The sequence below is a fragment of the Achromobacter sp. UBA5777 genome (assembly GCF_002418565.1).
Taxonomy (GTDB): domain Bacteria; phylum Pseudomonadota; class Gammaproteobacteria; order Burkholderiales; family Burkholderiaceae_B; genus Achromobacter; species Achromobacter animicus.
Genome location: NZ_DIEJ01000106.1, coordinates 71,733 through 87,367 on the forward strand (window position 1 = coordinate 71,733; position 15,635 = coordinate 87,367).

Annotated in this window: 12 protein-coding genes; 11 read left to right on the forward strand and 1 reads right to left on the reverse strand. The window is 67.7% G+C overall.

All coding sequences use genetic code 11. The features are described from left to right. Positions 1–66: 66 nt before the first annotated feature. Positions 67–612: a DUF3455 domain-containing protein gene (locus B3446_RS07850; RefSeq protein ID WP_370633012.1), complete on the reverse strand. Its 546-nt coding sequence runs from the start codon at positions 610–612 to the stop codon at positions 67–69. Positions 613–827: 215 nt separating this feature from the next. Here B3446_RS07850 and B3446_RS07855 point away from each other — a divergent pair, with 215 nt between their 5' ends. From B3446_RS07855 to B3446_RS07905, 11 genes are all read left to right on the forward strand, one after another. After that, positions 828–1,373, forward strand: a complete 546-nt coding sequence (locus tag B3446_RS07855) for an RNA polymerase sigma factor (RefSeq protein ID WP_291379484.1) — start codon at positions 828–830, stop codon at positions 1,371–1,373. After that, positions 1,370–2,041 (forward strand): anti-sigma factor, encoded by a 672-nt coding sequence (locus B3446_RS07860; RefSeq protein ID WP_291379486.1) that lies wholly within the window; start codon positions 1,370–1,372, stop codon positions 2,039–2,041. Before B3446_RS07855 ends, B3446_RS07860 begins: the two co-directional genes overlap by 4 nt. 118 nt (positions 2,042–2,159) lie before the next feature. After that, on the forward strand, positions 2,160–3,092 hold the full coding sequence (locus B3446_RS07865; RefSeq protein ID WP_291379488.1) for an acyl-CoA desaturase: 933 nt from the start codon (positions 2,160–2,162) through the stop codon (positions 3,090–3,092). A 2-nt stretch (positions 3,093–3,094) separates the two neighbouring features. Next, a complete protein-coding gene (locus B3446_RS07870; RefSeq protein ID WP_191577868.1) occupies positions 3,095–4,360 on the forward strand; it encodes an NAD(P)/FAD-dependent oxidoreductase in 1,266 nt (421 codons plus the stop codon). Continuing rightward, a complete protein-coding gene (locus tag B3446_RS07875) occupies positions 4,357–5,133 on the forward strand; it encodes a DUF1365 domain-containing protein (protein ID WP_291379491.1) in 777 nt (258 codons plus the stop codon). Before B3446_RS07870 ends, B3446_RS07875 begins: the two co-directional genes overlap by 4 nt. Next, positions 5,130–6,404 (forward strand): SAM-dependent methyltransferase, encoded by a 1,275-nt coding sequence (locus B3446_RS07880; RefSeq protein ID WP_291379493.1) that lies wholly within the window; start codon positions 5,130–5,132, stop codon positions 6,402–6,404. The genes B3446_RS07875 and B3446_RS07880 overlap by 4 nt, the downstream gene beginning before the upstream one ends. Then, a complete protein-coding gene (locus B3446_RS07885) occupies positions 6,401–7,168 on the forward strand; it encodes a DUF1295 domain-containing protein (protein WP_291379495.1) in 768 nt (255 codons plus the stop codon). The genes B3446_RS07880 and B3446_RS07885 overlap by 4 nt, the downstream gene beginning before the upstream one ends. A gap of 11 nt (positions 7,169–7,179) precedes the next feature. Continuing rightward, entirely contained in the window at positions 7,180–8,262 is a 1,083-nt protein-coding gene (locus B3446_RS07890) for an SAM-dependent methyltransferase (protein ID WP_291379497.1), read from the forward strand. Positions 8,263–8,273: 11 nt separating this feature from the next. Beyond that, positions 8,274–8,792 (forward strand): lipocalin family protein, encoded by a 519-nt coding sequence (locus tag B3446_RS07895; RefSeq protein ID WP_175122630.1) that lies wholly within the window; start codon positions 8,274–8,276, stop codon positions 8,790–8,792. An 85-nt stretch (positions 8,793–8,877) separates the two neighbouring features. Beyond that, entirely contained in the window at positions 8,878–9,237 is a 360-nt protein-coding gene (locus tag B3446_RS07900) for a Rap1a/Tai family immunity protein (RefSeq protein WP_291379500.1), read from the forward strand. Between the two features lie 272 nt (positions 9,238–9,509). Further along, positions 9,510–15,605 (forward strand): autotransporter outer membrane beta-barrel domain-containing protein, encoded by a 6,096-nt coding sequence (locus tag B3446_RS07905; RefSeq protein ID WP_291379502.1) that lies wholly within the window; start codon positions 9,510–9,512, stop codon positions 15,603–15,605. Positions 15,606–15,635: the final 30 nt, after the last annotated feature.

Here is a 15,635-nt window from a genome sequence, read left to right on the forward strand (position 1 = left end):
CAAGCCCCGGCGGCGGCGAATCCTGGCACATGGTACCGGACTCCCGCCGCCCCGGCTCACCGGGCGTTAGTTGGCCTTCCAGAAGATGTAGTCGGCCTGGTAAGACACCTGGCTGCGTTCGCCGGCCTTCGTGCAAGGCGTCTGCGGCGCCACGCCGCCCTTGAGCGCCGTGCGCTGGATATACGTGACGCCGGTCAGGGCGCCGGCGCCCATGGCGGGATTGGCCTTGACCAGTTGATAGGGCAGGTTGCCCGCGCCGGCTGGCGCCACGGCGACCTGCGTGCCGGTCAGCTTGGAGCCGTCCGCGGCTTCCCAGGTGGCGGGCGGGCCATAGTAGGTGCCGACCTGTTTGCCCTGGCGGTCCTTCAGCACTGCCTTCGGACCGGCGAACACCCATTCCATCTGGTCCTTGGCGTCGGCCTTGGCGCGGCATTCATAGGTGATGTCGCCCGTGCCCACGGTTTCCCATGCCACTTTGTGGCCGGCGGGCACCTGAACAGAAGCGGGCAGGGCGTCTTGCGAGGCGGCCAGCGCCGGGGAGGTGTGCAGCATGCCGCAAGCGGCCAGCATTGCGGCCGCGAAAAGGCCGTTGGCGGGGGTGTGGCGAGTCATCATGAGCGGTCTCCTGCGCAGTAAAACGCTGCGGATACGGCGCACGGAATGCGCGCCGTTGCAGGTACTACACGCGGGAGCCGCAGTTGGATGCAGGCCGCGGAAAATAATTCGCGGCCTGGACTTGCCTGTATCATCCGCTGCAAGACATCCGTCCCCCGCGCGGCGCCTTTGTCGTCGCGCGGCCTGAATGCCAGTGACCCCGGATAGCCGCCATGCCCGATCCGCTTCGTCTGCAGGCTTTGATACAGGAGTGCGCTCGCGGCCGGGAGTCCGCGCTGGCGGAACTGTATCGTCAGACTTCCCCGCATCTGTTCGCGCTCGCGGTACGTATATTGCGGAGAAGCGACTGGGCAGAGGAAGTCCTCCAGGACAGCTTCATCAATATCTGGCGCAATGCCGCCCGCTATTCATCGGAGCAGAGCCAAGTCATGACCTGGATGACGCGCATCGTGCGCAACCGTTGCATCGACATGCTCCGCCGGCCGGACCTGGAACGCCCCGACGCCGACGGCGCATTGACGCAGGCCTGGGCCGATGACGCGCCCGGCCCGTTCGAACGCTTGCAACGCGACCAGGACGGCCAGCGTCTGGCGGACTGCCTGAAACAGCTCGAAGGTCAGCAACGCGTGGCCATCGCGCTGTCCTTTTTTGACGACCTCAGCCACAGCGAGATCGCCCGCCGTCTCGAGGCCCCGCTGGGCACGATCAAGAGCTGGGTGCGGCGCGGCATGGACCGGCTCAAGAGGTGTCTGTCATGAACTACACCAATCCTCAACTGCGCGAGCGGCTTGCCGCGGACTACGTGGCCGGCGCCATGCGCGGGGGCGCACGCCGCCGCTTCGAGGGCTTGATGGCCGCCGACGCCAACCTGCGCCGCCAGGTGCGCGATTGGGAGAACGACATCTACCCCCTGTTGTGGTCGCTGCCGGCCCGGGTGCCGCCGCGCCGCGTGTGGCGCGCCATTGAATCGCGCCTGAAGCCGGGGGGCGGCCGTGGCTGGCAGGGCCTGGCATTCTGGCGCGTGGTCAGCGGCGCGCTGGCGGCCCTGCTGGTGGCAGGGGTGGCGATCTACCCGATGCAGGTTGACCGCGCCGCGCGCACGCAGCTGATGGCGGTGCTGCAGAGCCCTGAGGCGCAGGCCATGCTGGTGGTGCGCGCCGACGAACGGGGTGGCCTGCACGTGCATGCCTTGCAGGATCTGGCCTCGCGCGCCGACGGCAAGGCCCTGGAGCTCTGGGTGATTCCGCCGGGACAGGCGCCGATATCCGTCGGGGTGGTGGCCCCCGATGGCCAGACGGCGCTGCCGCGCGCCCAAGGCCTGGAAGGCGGGCAGACCCTGGCCATCACGCTCGAGCCACCGGGCGGATCGCCGTCGGGCAAGCCCACCGGACCGGTCATCATGAAGGGCGACGTGCTCAAGATCTGAGCCGCTTATCAACCGAAGGTCGCGCGCTTGCCGCGGCCCGCTCCTCATCAGGGTTTCCACCTACGCATCCGATGCTGTGCCGGGACCGTATATCCCCATACGTTTCCCACAGGACAGCATGATGCGCTCCATTCTTACCGGCTGGACCGCTTCGATGCGGCGCTGGGTCGATACGCAGGCGCAGGACGCGCCGGGCGGCGATCCCGATCGCATCGACTGGACCCGCGCCTTGCCTTTCGCCTTGTTGCACGCCGGCTGCCTGGGTGTGCTGTGGACCGGCGTGTCGCCGGTTGCGCTGGCGCTGGCGGGGGCGCTCTACGCGGTGCGGATGTTCGCCCTGACCGGCTTCTATCACCGCTACTTCTCGCATCGCACATTCCGCACGTCGCGGGGCATGCAGTGGGTGTTCGCCGTGCTGGGAGCATCGTGCGCGCAGCGCGGTCCGCTGTGGTGGGCGGCCCACCATCGGCACCACCATCGCCATGCCGACGATGCGCATGACCTGCATTCTCCGCGCCATCACGGCTTCTGGTGGAGCCACATGGGCTGGTTCCTGACGCGCCGCGCCTTCGCCACCGACCTTGCGCGCGTGCCGGATCTGCGCGGCTACCCCGAACTTCGCTGGCTCGACCGCTTCGACGCCGCGGTGCCGCTGGCGCTGGCGTCGGGGTGCTACGGATTGGGGGCGCTGTTGGCGCGCGTGGCGCCCGGCCTGGGCACGGACGGGCCGCAGATGCTGGTGTGGGGCTTCTTCATCTCCACCGTGGCCCTGTTCCACGCCACCGTCACTATCAACTCGCTGGCGCACCGCTACGGCAAGCGGCGCTATGACACCACCGATGACAGCCGCAACAACGCCTGGCTTGCGCTGCTGACGTTCGGTGAAGGCTGGCACAACAACCATCACTTCTATCCGGGATCGGCGCGCCAGGGATTTCGTGCGCGCGAGATCGACATCACCTGGTACGGCCTGCGCCTGCTGGCCGCCACCGGCCTCATCTGGGACCTGAAGGCGGTGCCGGATTGGGCGCTGGCCGCTGCCAAGGAGTGAGCATGCGCATCGCCATCATCGGTTCGGGCATCGCGGGACTGGTCTGCGCCTGGAAGCTGGGCCGCGACCACGATGTCACGCTGTACGAGGCCAACGACTATCTGGGCGGGCATACGCATACGCACAGGGTCGAACAGGGCGGCCGGCGCTATGCGGTCGATAGCGGATTCATCGTCCACAACCCGCTCAATTACCCGAATTTCACGGCGCTGCTGGAGGAATTGGGCGTGGCGTCGCAGCCCACCACCATGAGCTTTTCGGTGCACAAGGAAGCGGACCGCCTTGCCTATAACGCCGCCTCGCTGGACACGCTGTTCTGCCAGCGGCGCAACCTGCTGTCGCCGCGATTCCTGGGCATGGTGCGCGACCTGATCCGCTTCTACCGCGAGGCGCCCGCGCTGCTGCGCGCGCCGGAGCCGGGGCCTACGTTGGGCGAATACCTGGCGCAACACCGTTACGGTGAGGCGTTCCGCACCGACCACCTGATTCCGATGGCATCGGCGCTGTGGTCATCGCCGGCCTCGCGCATCCTGGCGTTTCCGGCGCGATACCTGGTGCGGTTCATGGCGAACCACCAGATGCTGCGCCTGAGCGGCCGGCCCCAGTGGCGCGTGGTGCAGGGCGGATCGCGCCGCTACATCGACGCCATGCGCCGGCAGTGGACAGTGCGCGAGCGGCTGAACTGCGCCGTGCGCGCCGTCCGGCGCCTGCCGGGCGGCGTGCAGGTGATGACGCCCGATGGCCAGGACCACCATGACGAAGTGATCTTCGCCTGCCACAGTGACCAGGCCCTGGCGCTGCTGGCCGACCCGACGCCGCAGGAACGCGAGGTCCTCGGCGCCATCACCTACCAGGACAACGACGTGGTGCTGCACACCGACCCGCGCCTGTTGCCGCGCCAGCGCAAGGCCTGGGCCGCCTGGAACGCCTATGTGCCGGCCGATCCGGACGCGCCGTGTTCGGTCAGTTATTGCATGAACCTGCTGCAGGGCATCAGGTCGCCGCAGCCTTTCATCGTGACGCTGAATCGCAGCGATGCCATCAATCCGGACACGGTGCTGGCGCGCATGCGCTATCACCACCCCGTGTACACCCACGAGTCCGTGGCCGCGCAGTCGCGCCGCGCGGACATATCGGGTCGCCGGCGCAGCTGGTACGCCGGCGCCTATTGGGGCTGGGGCTTTCATGAAGACGGCGTGGCGAGCGCGCTGGACGTGGTGCGCGGCATCCTGGAACAGCCGCGGGTGTGGGAGAGGGAGGCGGCATGATCCAGCAAAGCGCCGTCTACGAGGGGCGGGTGACTCACCGGCGCCACCATCCGCACGCGCATGGCTTCGGCTACCGCATGGCGCAGCTTTACCTGGACTTGGACGAGATCGACCGCGTGTTCCAGGATCGCTGGTTGTGGTCGGTGGAGCGGCCCAATCTGGCGCAGTGGCGAAGGGCCGATTATCTCGACGCCAGCGAAGGCCTGCCGCTGGCGCAGGCGGTTCGGCAACGCCTGCGGGCGCATCTGGGAGACGTGCCGGACGGGCCGATCCGGCTGCTGGCGCACCCCCGTTACGCCGGCTACGTCTTCAATCCGGTGAGCTTTTATTACTGCTTTGACGCGGATGGCCAGACGCTGGCGGCCATCGTGGCCGAGATCACCAATACGCCGTGGAAGCAGCGCCATTGCGTGGTGCTGCCGGCCACCGCCGCCCAGCGCGAGGGCGACGCCCTGGCCTGGCGCTTCGACAAGCGCTTCCATGTATCGCCATTTCTGCCGATGGATTGCGCCTATGACTGGCGCTTCAACCTGCCCGGCGACGACCTGCGGGTGCACATGCGGGTCAGCCGGGCGGGCGTGGCGCAGTTTGACGCGCGTCTGGCTCTGCAACGCCGCACGCTGGACGGCGCCGCGCTGGCGCGCCTGCTGTGGCGCTACCCGTTGATGACGCTGCAAGTCGTCGGCGCCATTCATTGGCAGGCGCTACGCCTCTGGCTCAAGCGCAATCCCGTCTACGACCATCCCCGCACGCCCAACGGAGAACCGCGATGAAACCCATGACGCCCTCGGAACATGCCTCGGTCGCGGCCAGCCGCCGCGCCAGTCCGCTCGAGCGGCTGTTGCGCCAGCGCCTGTTGGCCAGCCTGGCGGCACTGGACCACGGCCGGCTGCTGATCGAAGACGGGCTGGGCAGCGTCACGCTGGGCCGCGGCGAGCCGTGCGTGCGCCTGACGGTCAGTGACCTGGGCTTTTACCGGCTGGTGGCCGCGCAAGGCAGCGTCGGCGCGGGCGAAGCCTACGGCGACGGCCTGTGGCGCTGCGACGACCTGGTCGGACTGGTGCGCCTGTTGGTGCGCAACCGCGACACGCTGGACGCCATGGAGTCGGGGCTGGCGCGGCTGGCCGGCTGGGCGTTGCGGCGCTGGCATGCCGGCAACCGCAATACCCGCGATGGCAGCCGCCGCAACATCGCCGCCCACTACGATCTGGGCAATCCGTTCTTTGCGTTGTTCCTGTCGGACGATCTGATGTATTCGGCGGCGTTGTGGGCCGACGGCGATGACACGCTGGAGGCGGCGTCCCATCGCAAGCTGGAGACGATCTGCCGCAAGCTGGCGCTGCGTCCCTCGGATCGCGTGGTGGAGATCGGCAGCGGCTGGGGCGGCTTGGCCATCCACGCGGCGCGTCATTACGGCTGCCACGTCACCACCGCCACGCTCTCGCGCGAGCAGCATGACCTGGCGGTCGAGCGGGTGCGCGCCGCCGGCCTGCAAGATCGGGTCAGCGTCGTGCTGCGGGACTATCGCGATCTGCAAGGCCAGTACGACAAGGTGGTGTCGGTGGAAATGATCGAAGCCGTTGGCGCGAATTTCCTGGAGGCCTATTTCGCCAAGGTCGCCAGCCTGCTCAGCCCGCATGGCCGCGCGCTGATTCAAGCCATCACCATCGAGGATCACCGCTATGCGCAGGCGCTGGCCGCGGTGGATTTCATCAAGCGCCACATATTCCCGGGCAGCTTCATTCCGTCCATCGATGCCATGCTGCGCGCCAAGACCCGCGCCTGCGATCTGGCGTTGGTGCACCTGGAGGACTTCGGTCTGTCGTACGCGCGCACGCTGCAAGTCTGGCGCGAGCGCTTCCTGGCGCGGCAGCCCGAGGTGCGGGCGCAGGGCTTTGACGCACGGTTCTGCCGCTTGTGGGAGTTCTACCTGGCGTACTGCGAAGGCGGCTTTCGCGAACGCTCCATCGGCGTTGCACACCTGCTGCTGACGCATCCGCAGGCGCGCCCCGAGGGCGAGCGCTGGGTGCGGGAGGCGCCATGACGATCTGGCAACAATGGTTCTGCATCGCGCTGGGCATGATCGGCGCCATGACGTTGGCCTGGCGCTGGCAGCGCCGCCGCGCCAACGCCGGCATCGTCGACGTGGTGTGGGCGCTGGGCATGGGCGCGGCGGCATTGCTGATCGCCGCCACTGGCGCGGGCAGTCTTGCCGCCAGGCTCGCCCTGGCATTGATGGCTGGGGTGTGGTCGTTGCGGCTGGCATGGCATCTGTGGCGGCGCGTGCGCACTGGCGAGGACGGCCGTTATCGTGCGCTGCGCGAGCACTGGCAGGGCCACCAGGGCAAGTTCTTCGGCCTGTTCATGTTCCAGGCCGGGCTGGTGATGCTGTTCTGCCTGCCCTTCCTGGCGGCGGGCGCCAGCCCGGCGCAGGGCTGGCCCATGGCGCTGGCCCTGTTGATCTGGCTGGCCGCCCTGTCGGGCGAGGTGATCGCCGACCGCCAGCTCGACCGCTTCCGCGACGACCCTGCTCACCGTGGCCTGACCTGCCGGCACGGCGTGTGGCGCTATTCGCGGCATCCGAACTATTTCTTCGAGTGGTGCCATTGGTTCGCCTACGTCGCCCTGGCGTGGGGCTCGCCGCTGGCGTGGATGTCCTGGCTGGGGCCGGTGCTGATGTATGTGTTCCTGCGCTGGATCAGCGGCATTCCGTTCACTGAGCAACAGGCGCTGCGTACGCGCGGCGACGACTATCGCGACTACCAACGCCGCACGCCGGCGTTCTTTCCCTGGTTCCCGAAATCCTGACGAGGCATGCCATGACGACCGCGACGCTGCACGACACTCCTTTGCCCGCCGACCGCCCCGCGCCCGGTCTGCTCGGCCTGGCCGAGCGCGGCCTGTTGCCCGATGGGTTGCTGCGCCTGGGCATGCGGCGCCTCTGCGCCGAGCGTTTGGCGCAGGAGTACGCCGGTGGCATCGAGGTATGGACCGAGCGCGACCGCCAGCTTATCGCCGGCCTGCGCACCAGCGCCGTCGCCATCCACACCGATGCCGCGAACGCCCAGCATTACGAATTGCCGACCGCGTTCTTCCAGCTTTGCCTGGGCGCGCGCATGAAATATTCAAGCTGCCTTTACCCGACCGGCAGCGAATCGCTGGACGAGGCCGAAACCGCCATGCTGCGCCTGTATGGCGAGCGTGCCGAGCTGGCTGACGGCCAGGACATCCTGGAGCTGGGTTGCGGCTGGGGGTCGCTGACGCTGTGGATGGCCGAGCGCTATCCCAACGCGCGCATCACCGCGGTGTCGAACTCGGCCACCCAGCGCCAACACATCGAGGCGCGCTGCCGCGAGCGCGGCTGGTCGCACGTGCGCGTCGTGACCTGCGATGTGAATGTGCTGACGATGCCCGCCGCCGCTTTCGACCGCTGCGTCTCGGTGGAAATGTTCGAGCACATGCGCAACTACGAGGACCTGATGGCGCGCATTGCGCAGTGGCTTCGGCCCGGCGGCAAGCTGTTCGTGCACATCTTCGCGCACCGCGAACGCGCCTACCCGTTCGAGACCGACGGCGCCGGCAACTGGATGGGACGGCACTTTTTTACCGGCGGCATCATGCCGTCGGCGCAGACGCTGCTGCACTTCCAGCAAGACCTGAGACTTGAGGAGCGCTGGTTCCTCGACGGCACGCATTACGCCCGCACCGCCAATCACTGGCTGGCCAACCAGGACGCGAGACGGGAAACAGCGCGGGCGGCGTTGGCAGAAGCTTACGGCCCGTCCTTGGCTCGTTTGTGGCACCAGCGCTGGCGCATGTTCTGGATGGCCTGCGCCGAGCTCTTCGGCTATGACGACGGCCAGCAGTGGGGCGTGGCGCACTACCGCTACACGCGGCCTTGAGGAGAACCTTCATGTTGCGAAACCTGTGTATTGGCGTGACGGCCCTGCTGGCCGGCTGCGCGTCGCCGCCGCCCATGCCGCCGGTGGCTCACGTGGACCTGAACCGTTTCATGGGCGACTGGTATGTGATCGCCCACATTCCCAGTTGGCCCGAGCGCAACGCCTACGACGCCGTGGAAAGCTATCGGTTGCTGCCGGACGGCCGGGTGCAGACGGATTTCCGCTACCGCGATGGCAGCTTCGAGGCGCCCATCGACACCATGCACCCGGTGGCCACCGTGCGGCCCGGCACCGGCAATGCGGTATGGGGCATGCAGTTCATCTGGCCCATCAAGGCCGAGTACGTCATCGCCTATCTGGACGAGTCGTACCAGATCACCATTGTTGGCCGCTCCAAGCGTGATTACGTCTGGATCATGGCCCGGGTGCCGTGCCTGGACGATGCGGTCTATGCCGATCTGCTGAGCAGGGTGACGGCGTTGGGTTATACGGAAGCGCCCCGCAAGGTGCCGCAGCGTTGCGAGCGGTGATTGCGGACGGGTGGGCTCGGCCGCCTTCCCGCCTGCGCTATCCTTCGCTCCAATGCCCATGTCGTGGCGAAGAGGAACGAAGACAATGAGACGCGTGGCGCTGATCTGCATGCTGTTTGCCTCGGTGGCAAGCCAGGCGCAGGAAGTTCGGACCTGGCATTTTTCCGGCGCCGATCTGATCGCCGCCATGGAAGGAAAAATGCCGTCGGAGATTCGCGATGCCTCGCTGGGTCGCCAGTTCTCGTCGGCGTATGCGCAGGCCTATGTGAGCGGGATTGCCGATCAAACGCAAGGAACGCTCTGGTGCACCCGAACGGGTGTGCTGCCGCATGAGTTGATGGACAGGGTGCACAGCTATCTGACTGCGCTGCCCGAGGGGCGTCTGAATGGGAACGCCGGACCGCTGGTGGGCGAGGCGCTGGCGCGGTCGTTTCCTTGCCGTTAAAGCGCGCCGTTGTTGGCGCGCACCAATGCGTTGGCGCCGCCCCGGCAGCATCCTGACCGAAGTGCAACATTGCTGTGCAAAGGCACGCGACCCTGGTAAAAATCCCGAAGCCGAAAAAATCAGAAAACTTATGCGGCCCGTTGTTACGGGTTTGCGCCGAGGGGATGACGATGGGCATGCCGACTGCAAAGCGACCTTTGCGAGCCAGAGCCGCTGCTTTGGGGGGCCTCGAACCGCGTCGTTCGCTGCTGCGTCCACCAGATTGGCGCGAGATGCTCTCCGTCACCGCCGTGGGTCTGGTCATGGCGCAACCCGCCGCCGCGGCGTTGAGTTGCCCATCGGTCGACACCAACCCCTCCAATTCCACCACCTGCACCATTTCGTCCAGCCAGGGCGGGGCCGGCGCGCAGGTCAACGTGGTCAATACGGCCAGCGCCGGCACCGGCGACAACGTCGGCGGCTATGGCGGCAATTACACGGTGATCAATAACGGCGCGGTGTTGCAACCGAGCGCGCCGCAGGGTGGCATCTTTGTTCGCCTGACGGGCGGCGAGGGGTCCAGCGATACCAGCAACAATGCGACGAATGGCGGTAACGGCGGCACGATCACCATCAACAACAACGGCGGGACGATTACCGTCCAGAACTCGCCGACCTCCAGCGCGCAGGGCAGCGGGCCTGGCATCTGGGCGGATTCCGGCGCGCAGTTCGGGATCTATGGCGTCTCGGTCGGCGGCATCGGCGCCAATGCCAACGTCACCGTCATCGGCGGGGGCAATGGCGGCCGGGGGGGCGACGGTTCCGCCGTGACGATCACGAATAGCGGCAACGTCAGCGTCTTGAATCTGCCTTATGGCGGCGTGGGCCTTTACGGCGCCACGATCGGCGGGACGGGCGGGAACCAGGACAATGCGGCCACGGGCGACCAGGTCGGCGGCACCGGGGGCGGTAGCAATATCGTCAACATCGCGAATTCCGGGGTGGTTTCGGTCACCGGTTCAACGTCGCGTTATGCATGGGGCATCGGCGCGGAATCCATCAGCGGCAATGGCGGGCAATACAACGGCAATGGCTCCAGCGGCGGCTCGGTCAATTACTCGAATCCGACGATCATCACCAATACGGGCTCGGTCACCGTGAATGTCAGCGGGACGGCCCTGAGCAGCGTGCGCGGTCTGTACGTCCTGAGCCAGGGCGGCAACGGCATGACCTCCGAGGACGGCAGCGACAACGGCGGCACCGGCGGCCAGTTCGGCGCGATGAGCGTGGTGAACTCGGGCCAGGTGTCCGTGTCCAGCACCTCAACTGTGCAACCCACAAGCCTGTCAAAAGTGTCCGGCGGGATCGTCGTCATCGGGCTGGGCGGCAACGGAGGTATGGGACCGCAGACGATCACCAATACCAGCGGCGAGATCGGTGGATACGGCGGCGGCAATGGCGGCACCACGACGGCCGTCACGCTGAACAGCGGATCGTCGGTCACGACCTCCGGCGATTACGTGCCCGGTGTCAACGTGATCACGCAAGGCGGCAACGGCGGCGCGGGCCGCGAGGACAGCAATGGCGCGGTCGGCGGCAATGGCGGCACGGTGAGCGTCGTCATGAATGGCAATGCCAGCATCCGCACCAATGGCTTGCAGTCCACCGGTATTTCGGCCAGCAGCCTGGGCGGTGCGGGCGGCGGTGTCGAAACCAGCAGCGGCATCATCGACTTCACGCCCGAGAATGCCGGCAGCGGCGGCGCGGGCGGCGCGGTCACGGTCACGACGACCGGCGGTTCCATTCAGACGTTGAACGATTACTCCATCGGCATTCTCGGCCAGTCGATGGGCGGCATCGGCGGCACCACCACGGCCAACTTCGAACTGTTCGGCAACGCGGGCGCGAATGCCGGCATCGGCGGAGCCAGCGGCTCGGTCACGATCAACAGCCAGTCGTCGATCTCGACCACCGGGCAGTCGTCGCACGGGATTTCGGCGCAGGCCATCGGCGGCGGCGGCGGTACTGCGGGCGTCAGCAGCGGCATCGTCGCGTTGGGCGGCGCAGGCGGCACCGCAGTGTCCGGCGGCACGGTCAACGTCAGCCAGTCCGGCGCGCTGACCACCAGCGGGGCGGGTTCGATCGGGATGCTGGGTCAGTCTATCGGTGGCGGCGGTGGGGACGGCGGTGCGGCAAGCGGGGTCGCCGTCATCGGCGGCCAGGGCGGCGGCGGCGGTAACGGCGGCACGTCCACCGTGGGTCTGAGCGGCTACACCCTGAACACGAGCGGCGACCATGCGTACGGCATCGTGTCGCAATCCATCGGCGGCGGCGGCGGGACCGGCGGCGCCGCGTCTTCCTACGACGCCAGCGTCGGGTTTGCCATGTCGGTCGCGGTGGGTGGCACCGGCGGAAGCGGTGGCGCGGGCGGCACCGCAGCGGGCAATGTTTCCAACGCAAGCCTGACGACCGGATCGTCGGGCACCACCAATGGCGACGCGCATGGCGTGGTCGTGCAGTCCATCGGCGGCGGGGGCGGAGCGGGTGGCGCCTCCGTGGCGAAAGCCTTAGCGATCGCCGTGCCCGACGAGGATGCGTCGTTCGGCGTTGCGGTGACCTTTGCGATGGGCGGGTCCGGGGCAAGCGGCGGCGCGGGCGGCACGGCGTCATCGGCCATCAACAATTCGATCCTGACGACCTATGGGGCGAATTCGCAGGGCGTGCTGGTGCAATCCATCGGCGGCGGCGGCGGTCTGGGCGGCAGCGCCTCGGCGCTGTCGACGCTGGTTGGCACGGGCGACTCTGTGGGCGGCACCGTGCAATCGACGATGGGCGGCAGCGGCGGGTCCGGCAGCTACGGCGGCAACGCCACGCTCAGTCTGTCGGGCAGCACCATCACCACGTGGGGCGACTCCGCGAACGCGCTGGTGGTGCAAAGCATCGGCGGGGGCGGGGGCGCGGGCGGCGTGGGCTCGGCCACAGGACGCAGTCCCAATGTGGACGCCAACGTATCCATCACGGCGAACGTGGGCGGCAGCGGCGGCGCAGGCGGGCAGGGCGGCACGGCGGCGCTTACCGTCGATCCATCCAGCACGATCGTCACGCACGGCGACGGCGCGCGCGCGGTGCTGGTGCAGTCCATCGGTGGCGGTGGCGGCGCATCGCAAGGCGGTCAGGTGGGCCTTGCCGTCAACAGCGACAGCGAAGACGGCTCGACCGATGTCAGAGGCACCGTGTCCGTCGGCCGTGGCGGTTCCGGCGGCGGCTACGGTGGCTCGATCAACCTGAACAGCGATGGCAACGTCACCACCCATGGGGCGGATGCGGACGGGCTGCTGGTGCAGAGCATTGGCGGCTCGGGAGGTCTGGGCGGTGCGGTCGGCGGAACCAGCGAGAACAATTCGTCGGAATCGCTGGGCGATTCCGGCACGACGTATCAGTTCAACGTGTCAGTGGGCGGCAACGGCGGCGCCGGGGGCAATGGCGGCGCGATTGGAACCACTTCCAACGCCGCGAGCATCGGCGCTTCCACGAACACGTTCGGGGACTACGCCGACGCTGCCGTGCTGCAATCCATCGGTGGCGGCGGCGGGGCGGGCGGCGCATCGACCGCGTCTTCAAGCATCTCTTCGTCCAACGTGTCGATTTCCGTGGGCGGTTCGGGCGGAAGCGGCGGTGCGGGCAACAGCATCGTGGCGTTCCTGAACGGCAATGGCACCAACAGCTTCAACACGGCCGGCTATGGCGCCATGGGCATCGTCATGCAGTCCATCGGCGGCGGCGGCGGCATGGGCGCCACCGGATCGCCGTTGGCGCACGGCTCGCTGCGCGTCGGGGCCACGGGTGGCGGTGGCGGTGCGGGCGGCGGCATCACGGTGACCAGCGGCAGCTATGCCTCCATCCAGACCACCGGTGACAGCGCGCACGGACTGGTGTTGCAGTCGATTGGCGGTGGCGGCGGCATTGCGATGGCCGGCAGTACGGCATCGGCCGCCAATCCCGGCAGCCAGCAATTCAGCCTGCACGCGGGCAGCAACGGCCTTGGCGGTGCGGGCGGTTCGATCAACGCCTCCACCGGCCTGAACCTGAACACCTATGGCGACCGGGCGATCGGCGTCATCGCGCAGTCGATCGGCGGCGGCGGCGGGATCGTGACGTCCGGCACGGCGACCGGCGTGGGCGCGACGGTGCTGGGCGGCGGCAATGCCAACAGCGGCGCAGTAAACCTGGATCTGCAGTACACCCTGAACACGCATGGCGCCGGCGCACACGGCGTCGTGGCGCAGTCCATCGCAGATGGCGGCGGCATCCTGGGCGACACGACGAAACTCATCACCACGAACTCGGCCGGGTTCCTGCCCACCGCATTCAGTTCCGGTACCGCCGGCAACGTGTCGGTGTCCTACAGCGGACGGCTTTCGACGGCGGGCGCCAATTCCTACGGCATCATCGCGCAGTCGATCGGTGGCGGCGGCGGGCTGGCCGGCGGACCGCAAGGCGGCTTTGCCGGGTCGGTGGGCGGCAGCACGGGCAATGCAGGCAGCGTGACCGTCAACCAGAGCGGGACGCTGAGCGCGACGGGGTCGGACTCGACGGGCATCATGGCGCAAAGCCAGGGCGGTCAAAGCGAACAGAGCGTCACGGTCAACATCAACGGCAGCGTCACGGGCGGCACGAACAGCGGCAAAGGCGTGTGGATACTGGACGGGCGCAACAACGTGGTGAACGTCAATGCGGGCGGTTCGCTCAGTGCGTTGTCCAACACGGCGTTGACGTTCAACGGCGATTCCTCCACGGCGGCGGGATCCTTCCTCACTTTCAACGTCTACGGCACCGTCTCCGGCAATGTGTATTGCGGCAACACGGATTCCTATGACGCCTGCAACTACATCGTGCAGTCGGGCGGTGTGGTCGACGCGGCGGTGTCCTACCAGGCCAACGTCGCCAACTCGGGGCTGGTCGTGATCGGCTCGCCGGGCCAGTTCCAGACGCTGACCGTCAGCGGCGATTTCAAGCAGTCGCAAAGCGGCGTCCTGCGCGCCGACGTGGATTTCGACCAGATGCGCGCGTCGCAGATGGTGGTGCAGGGCAACGGTGACCTGAACGGCAAGGTCGACGTGCTTGCCGCCGCGCTGCTGCCGGACCGCGAGCTGACGGTGCTGACGGTGCAAGGCGATTCCCAAGGCAGTGTGGATGCCGTGGACAGTCCGGTCTTCGATTACGCCACCCGCCAGGTCGGCCAGACCACGCGCATCCGAGTGGCGGGGGCGGACTTCAATGCGCCGTCGATGGACCTGAAGTCCAACCAGCGGCAGGTCGCGGCTCAGCTGCAGCGTATCTGGGATGCCGGCGGAAATTCCGCGCTGGCGCCGCTGTTCGGGCAGTTGGACCAGCTATCGCGGCAGGGCGCGGGCACTTACCGGGACAGCGTGGCCAGCCTGTCGCCGGGCGTGACGGCCGCCCCGGCGGTGCAGTCGGCTGCCAACCTGGGGCAATTCACCGGCGCGATGATGTCGTGTCCCACGTTCACCGGCGTCGATGCGTTTACGGGCGAGCAGAACTGCTTCTGGGGTCAGGTCACGGGCCGCTACACCAACCAGGACGGCAGCAAGGGCACGGCGGGCTTCGATTACGACACGGTGACCTATCAGTTCGGCGGCCAGCGTGAAGTCAGCCCGGGCTGGTTCGTCGGCGGCTCGATGGCCTATGAGAACAGCAAGGTGCGCGCTTCCGACGGCGGCGTGCGCGGCAACGGCGACAGCGGATATGCCGGTGCGGTGGTCAAGCGCGAAGCCGGCCAGTGGGTGTTCTCGGCAGCGGTGGGCGGGGGCTACGGCGGCTATCGCATGGATCGCAACATCGGCATCGCGGGATACCAGGACACGCTGACCAGCCGTCCCGATGTCTATGGCTTCAACGCCCGTCTGCGCGCCGCGCGCACGTTCGCGTTCGACAAGATGTATGTGAAGCCCTACCTGGACTTCGATGCCAGCTATACCCGCATGCCGGGATACAAGGAGTCGGGCTCTAATCCGCTGGCCTTGTCGGTCGACAGCAGCGACCAGTTCATCCTGGGGCTGTCGCCGATGATCGAATTCGGCGGCCGCGCCGAGCTGCCCAACGGCGCCATCCTGCGGCCGTTCGTGTATGCCGGCGTGTCTTTCCTGTCCAAGGACGATTGGACATCGACTGCGCGCCTGCGCGGCGCGCCGGCCGGCACGGGATCGTTCGACACGTCGCTGCCCATCGACAACGTCGTGGGTAAGGTGGGCGCGGGCCTGCATGTGGCGCGGGCCGGCAGCGTGGACTTCCGGCTGCAGTATGACGGCCAGTTTTCGGAGCGGGTGCGCAGCAATAGCGGGACGTTGAAGGTCATGGTGCCGTTCTGACGCGCGGGGCGCCGGGCTTGTCTGCATGAA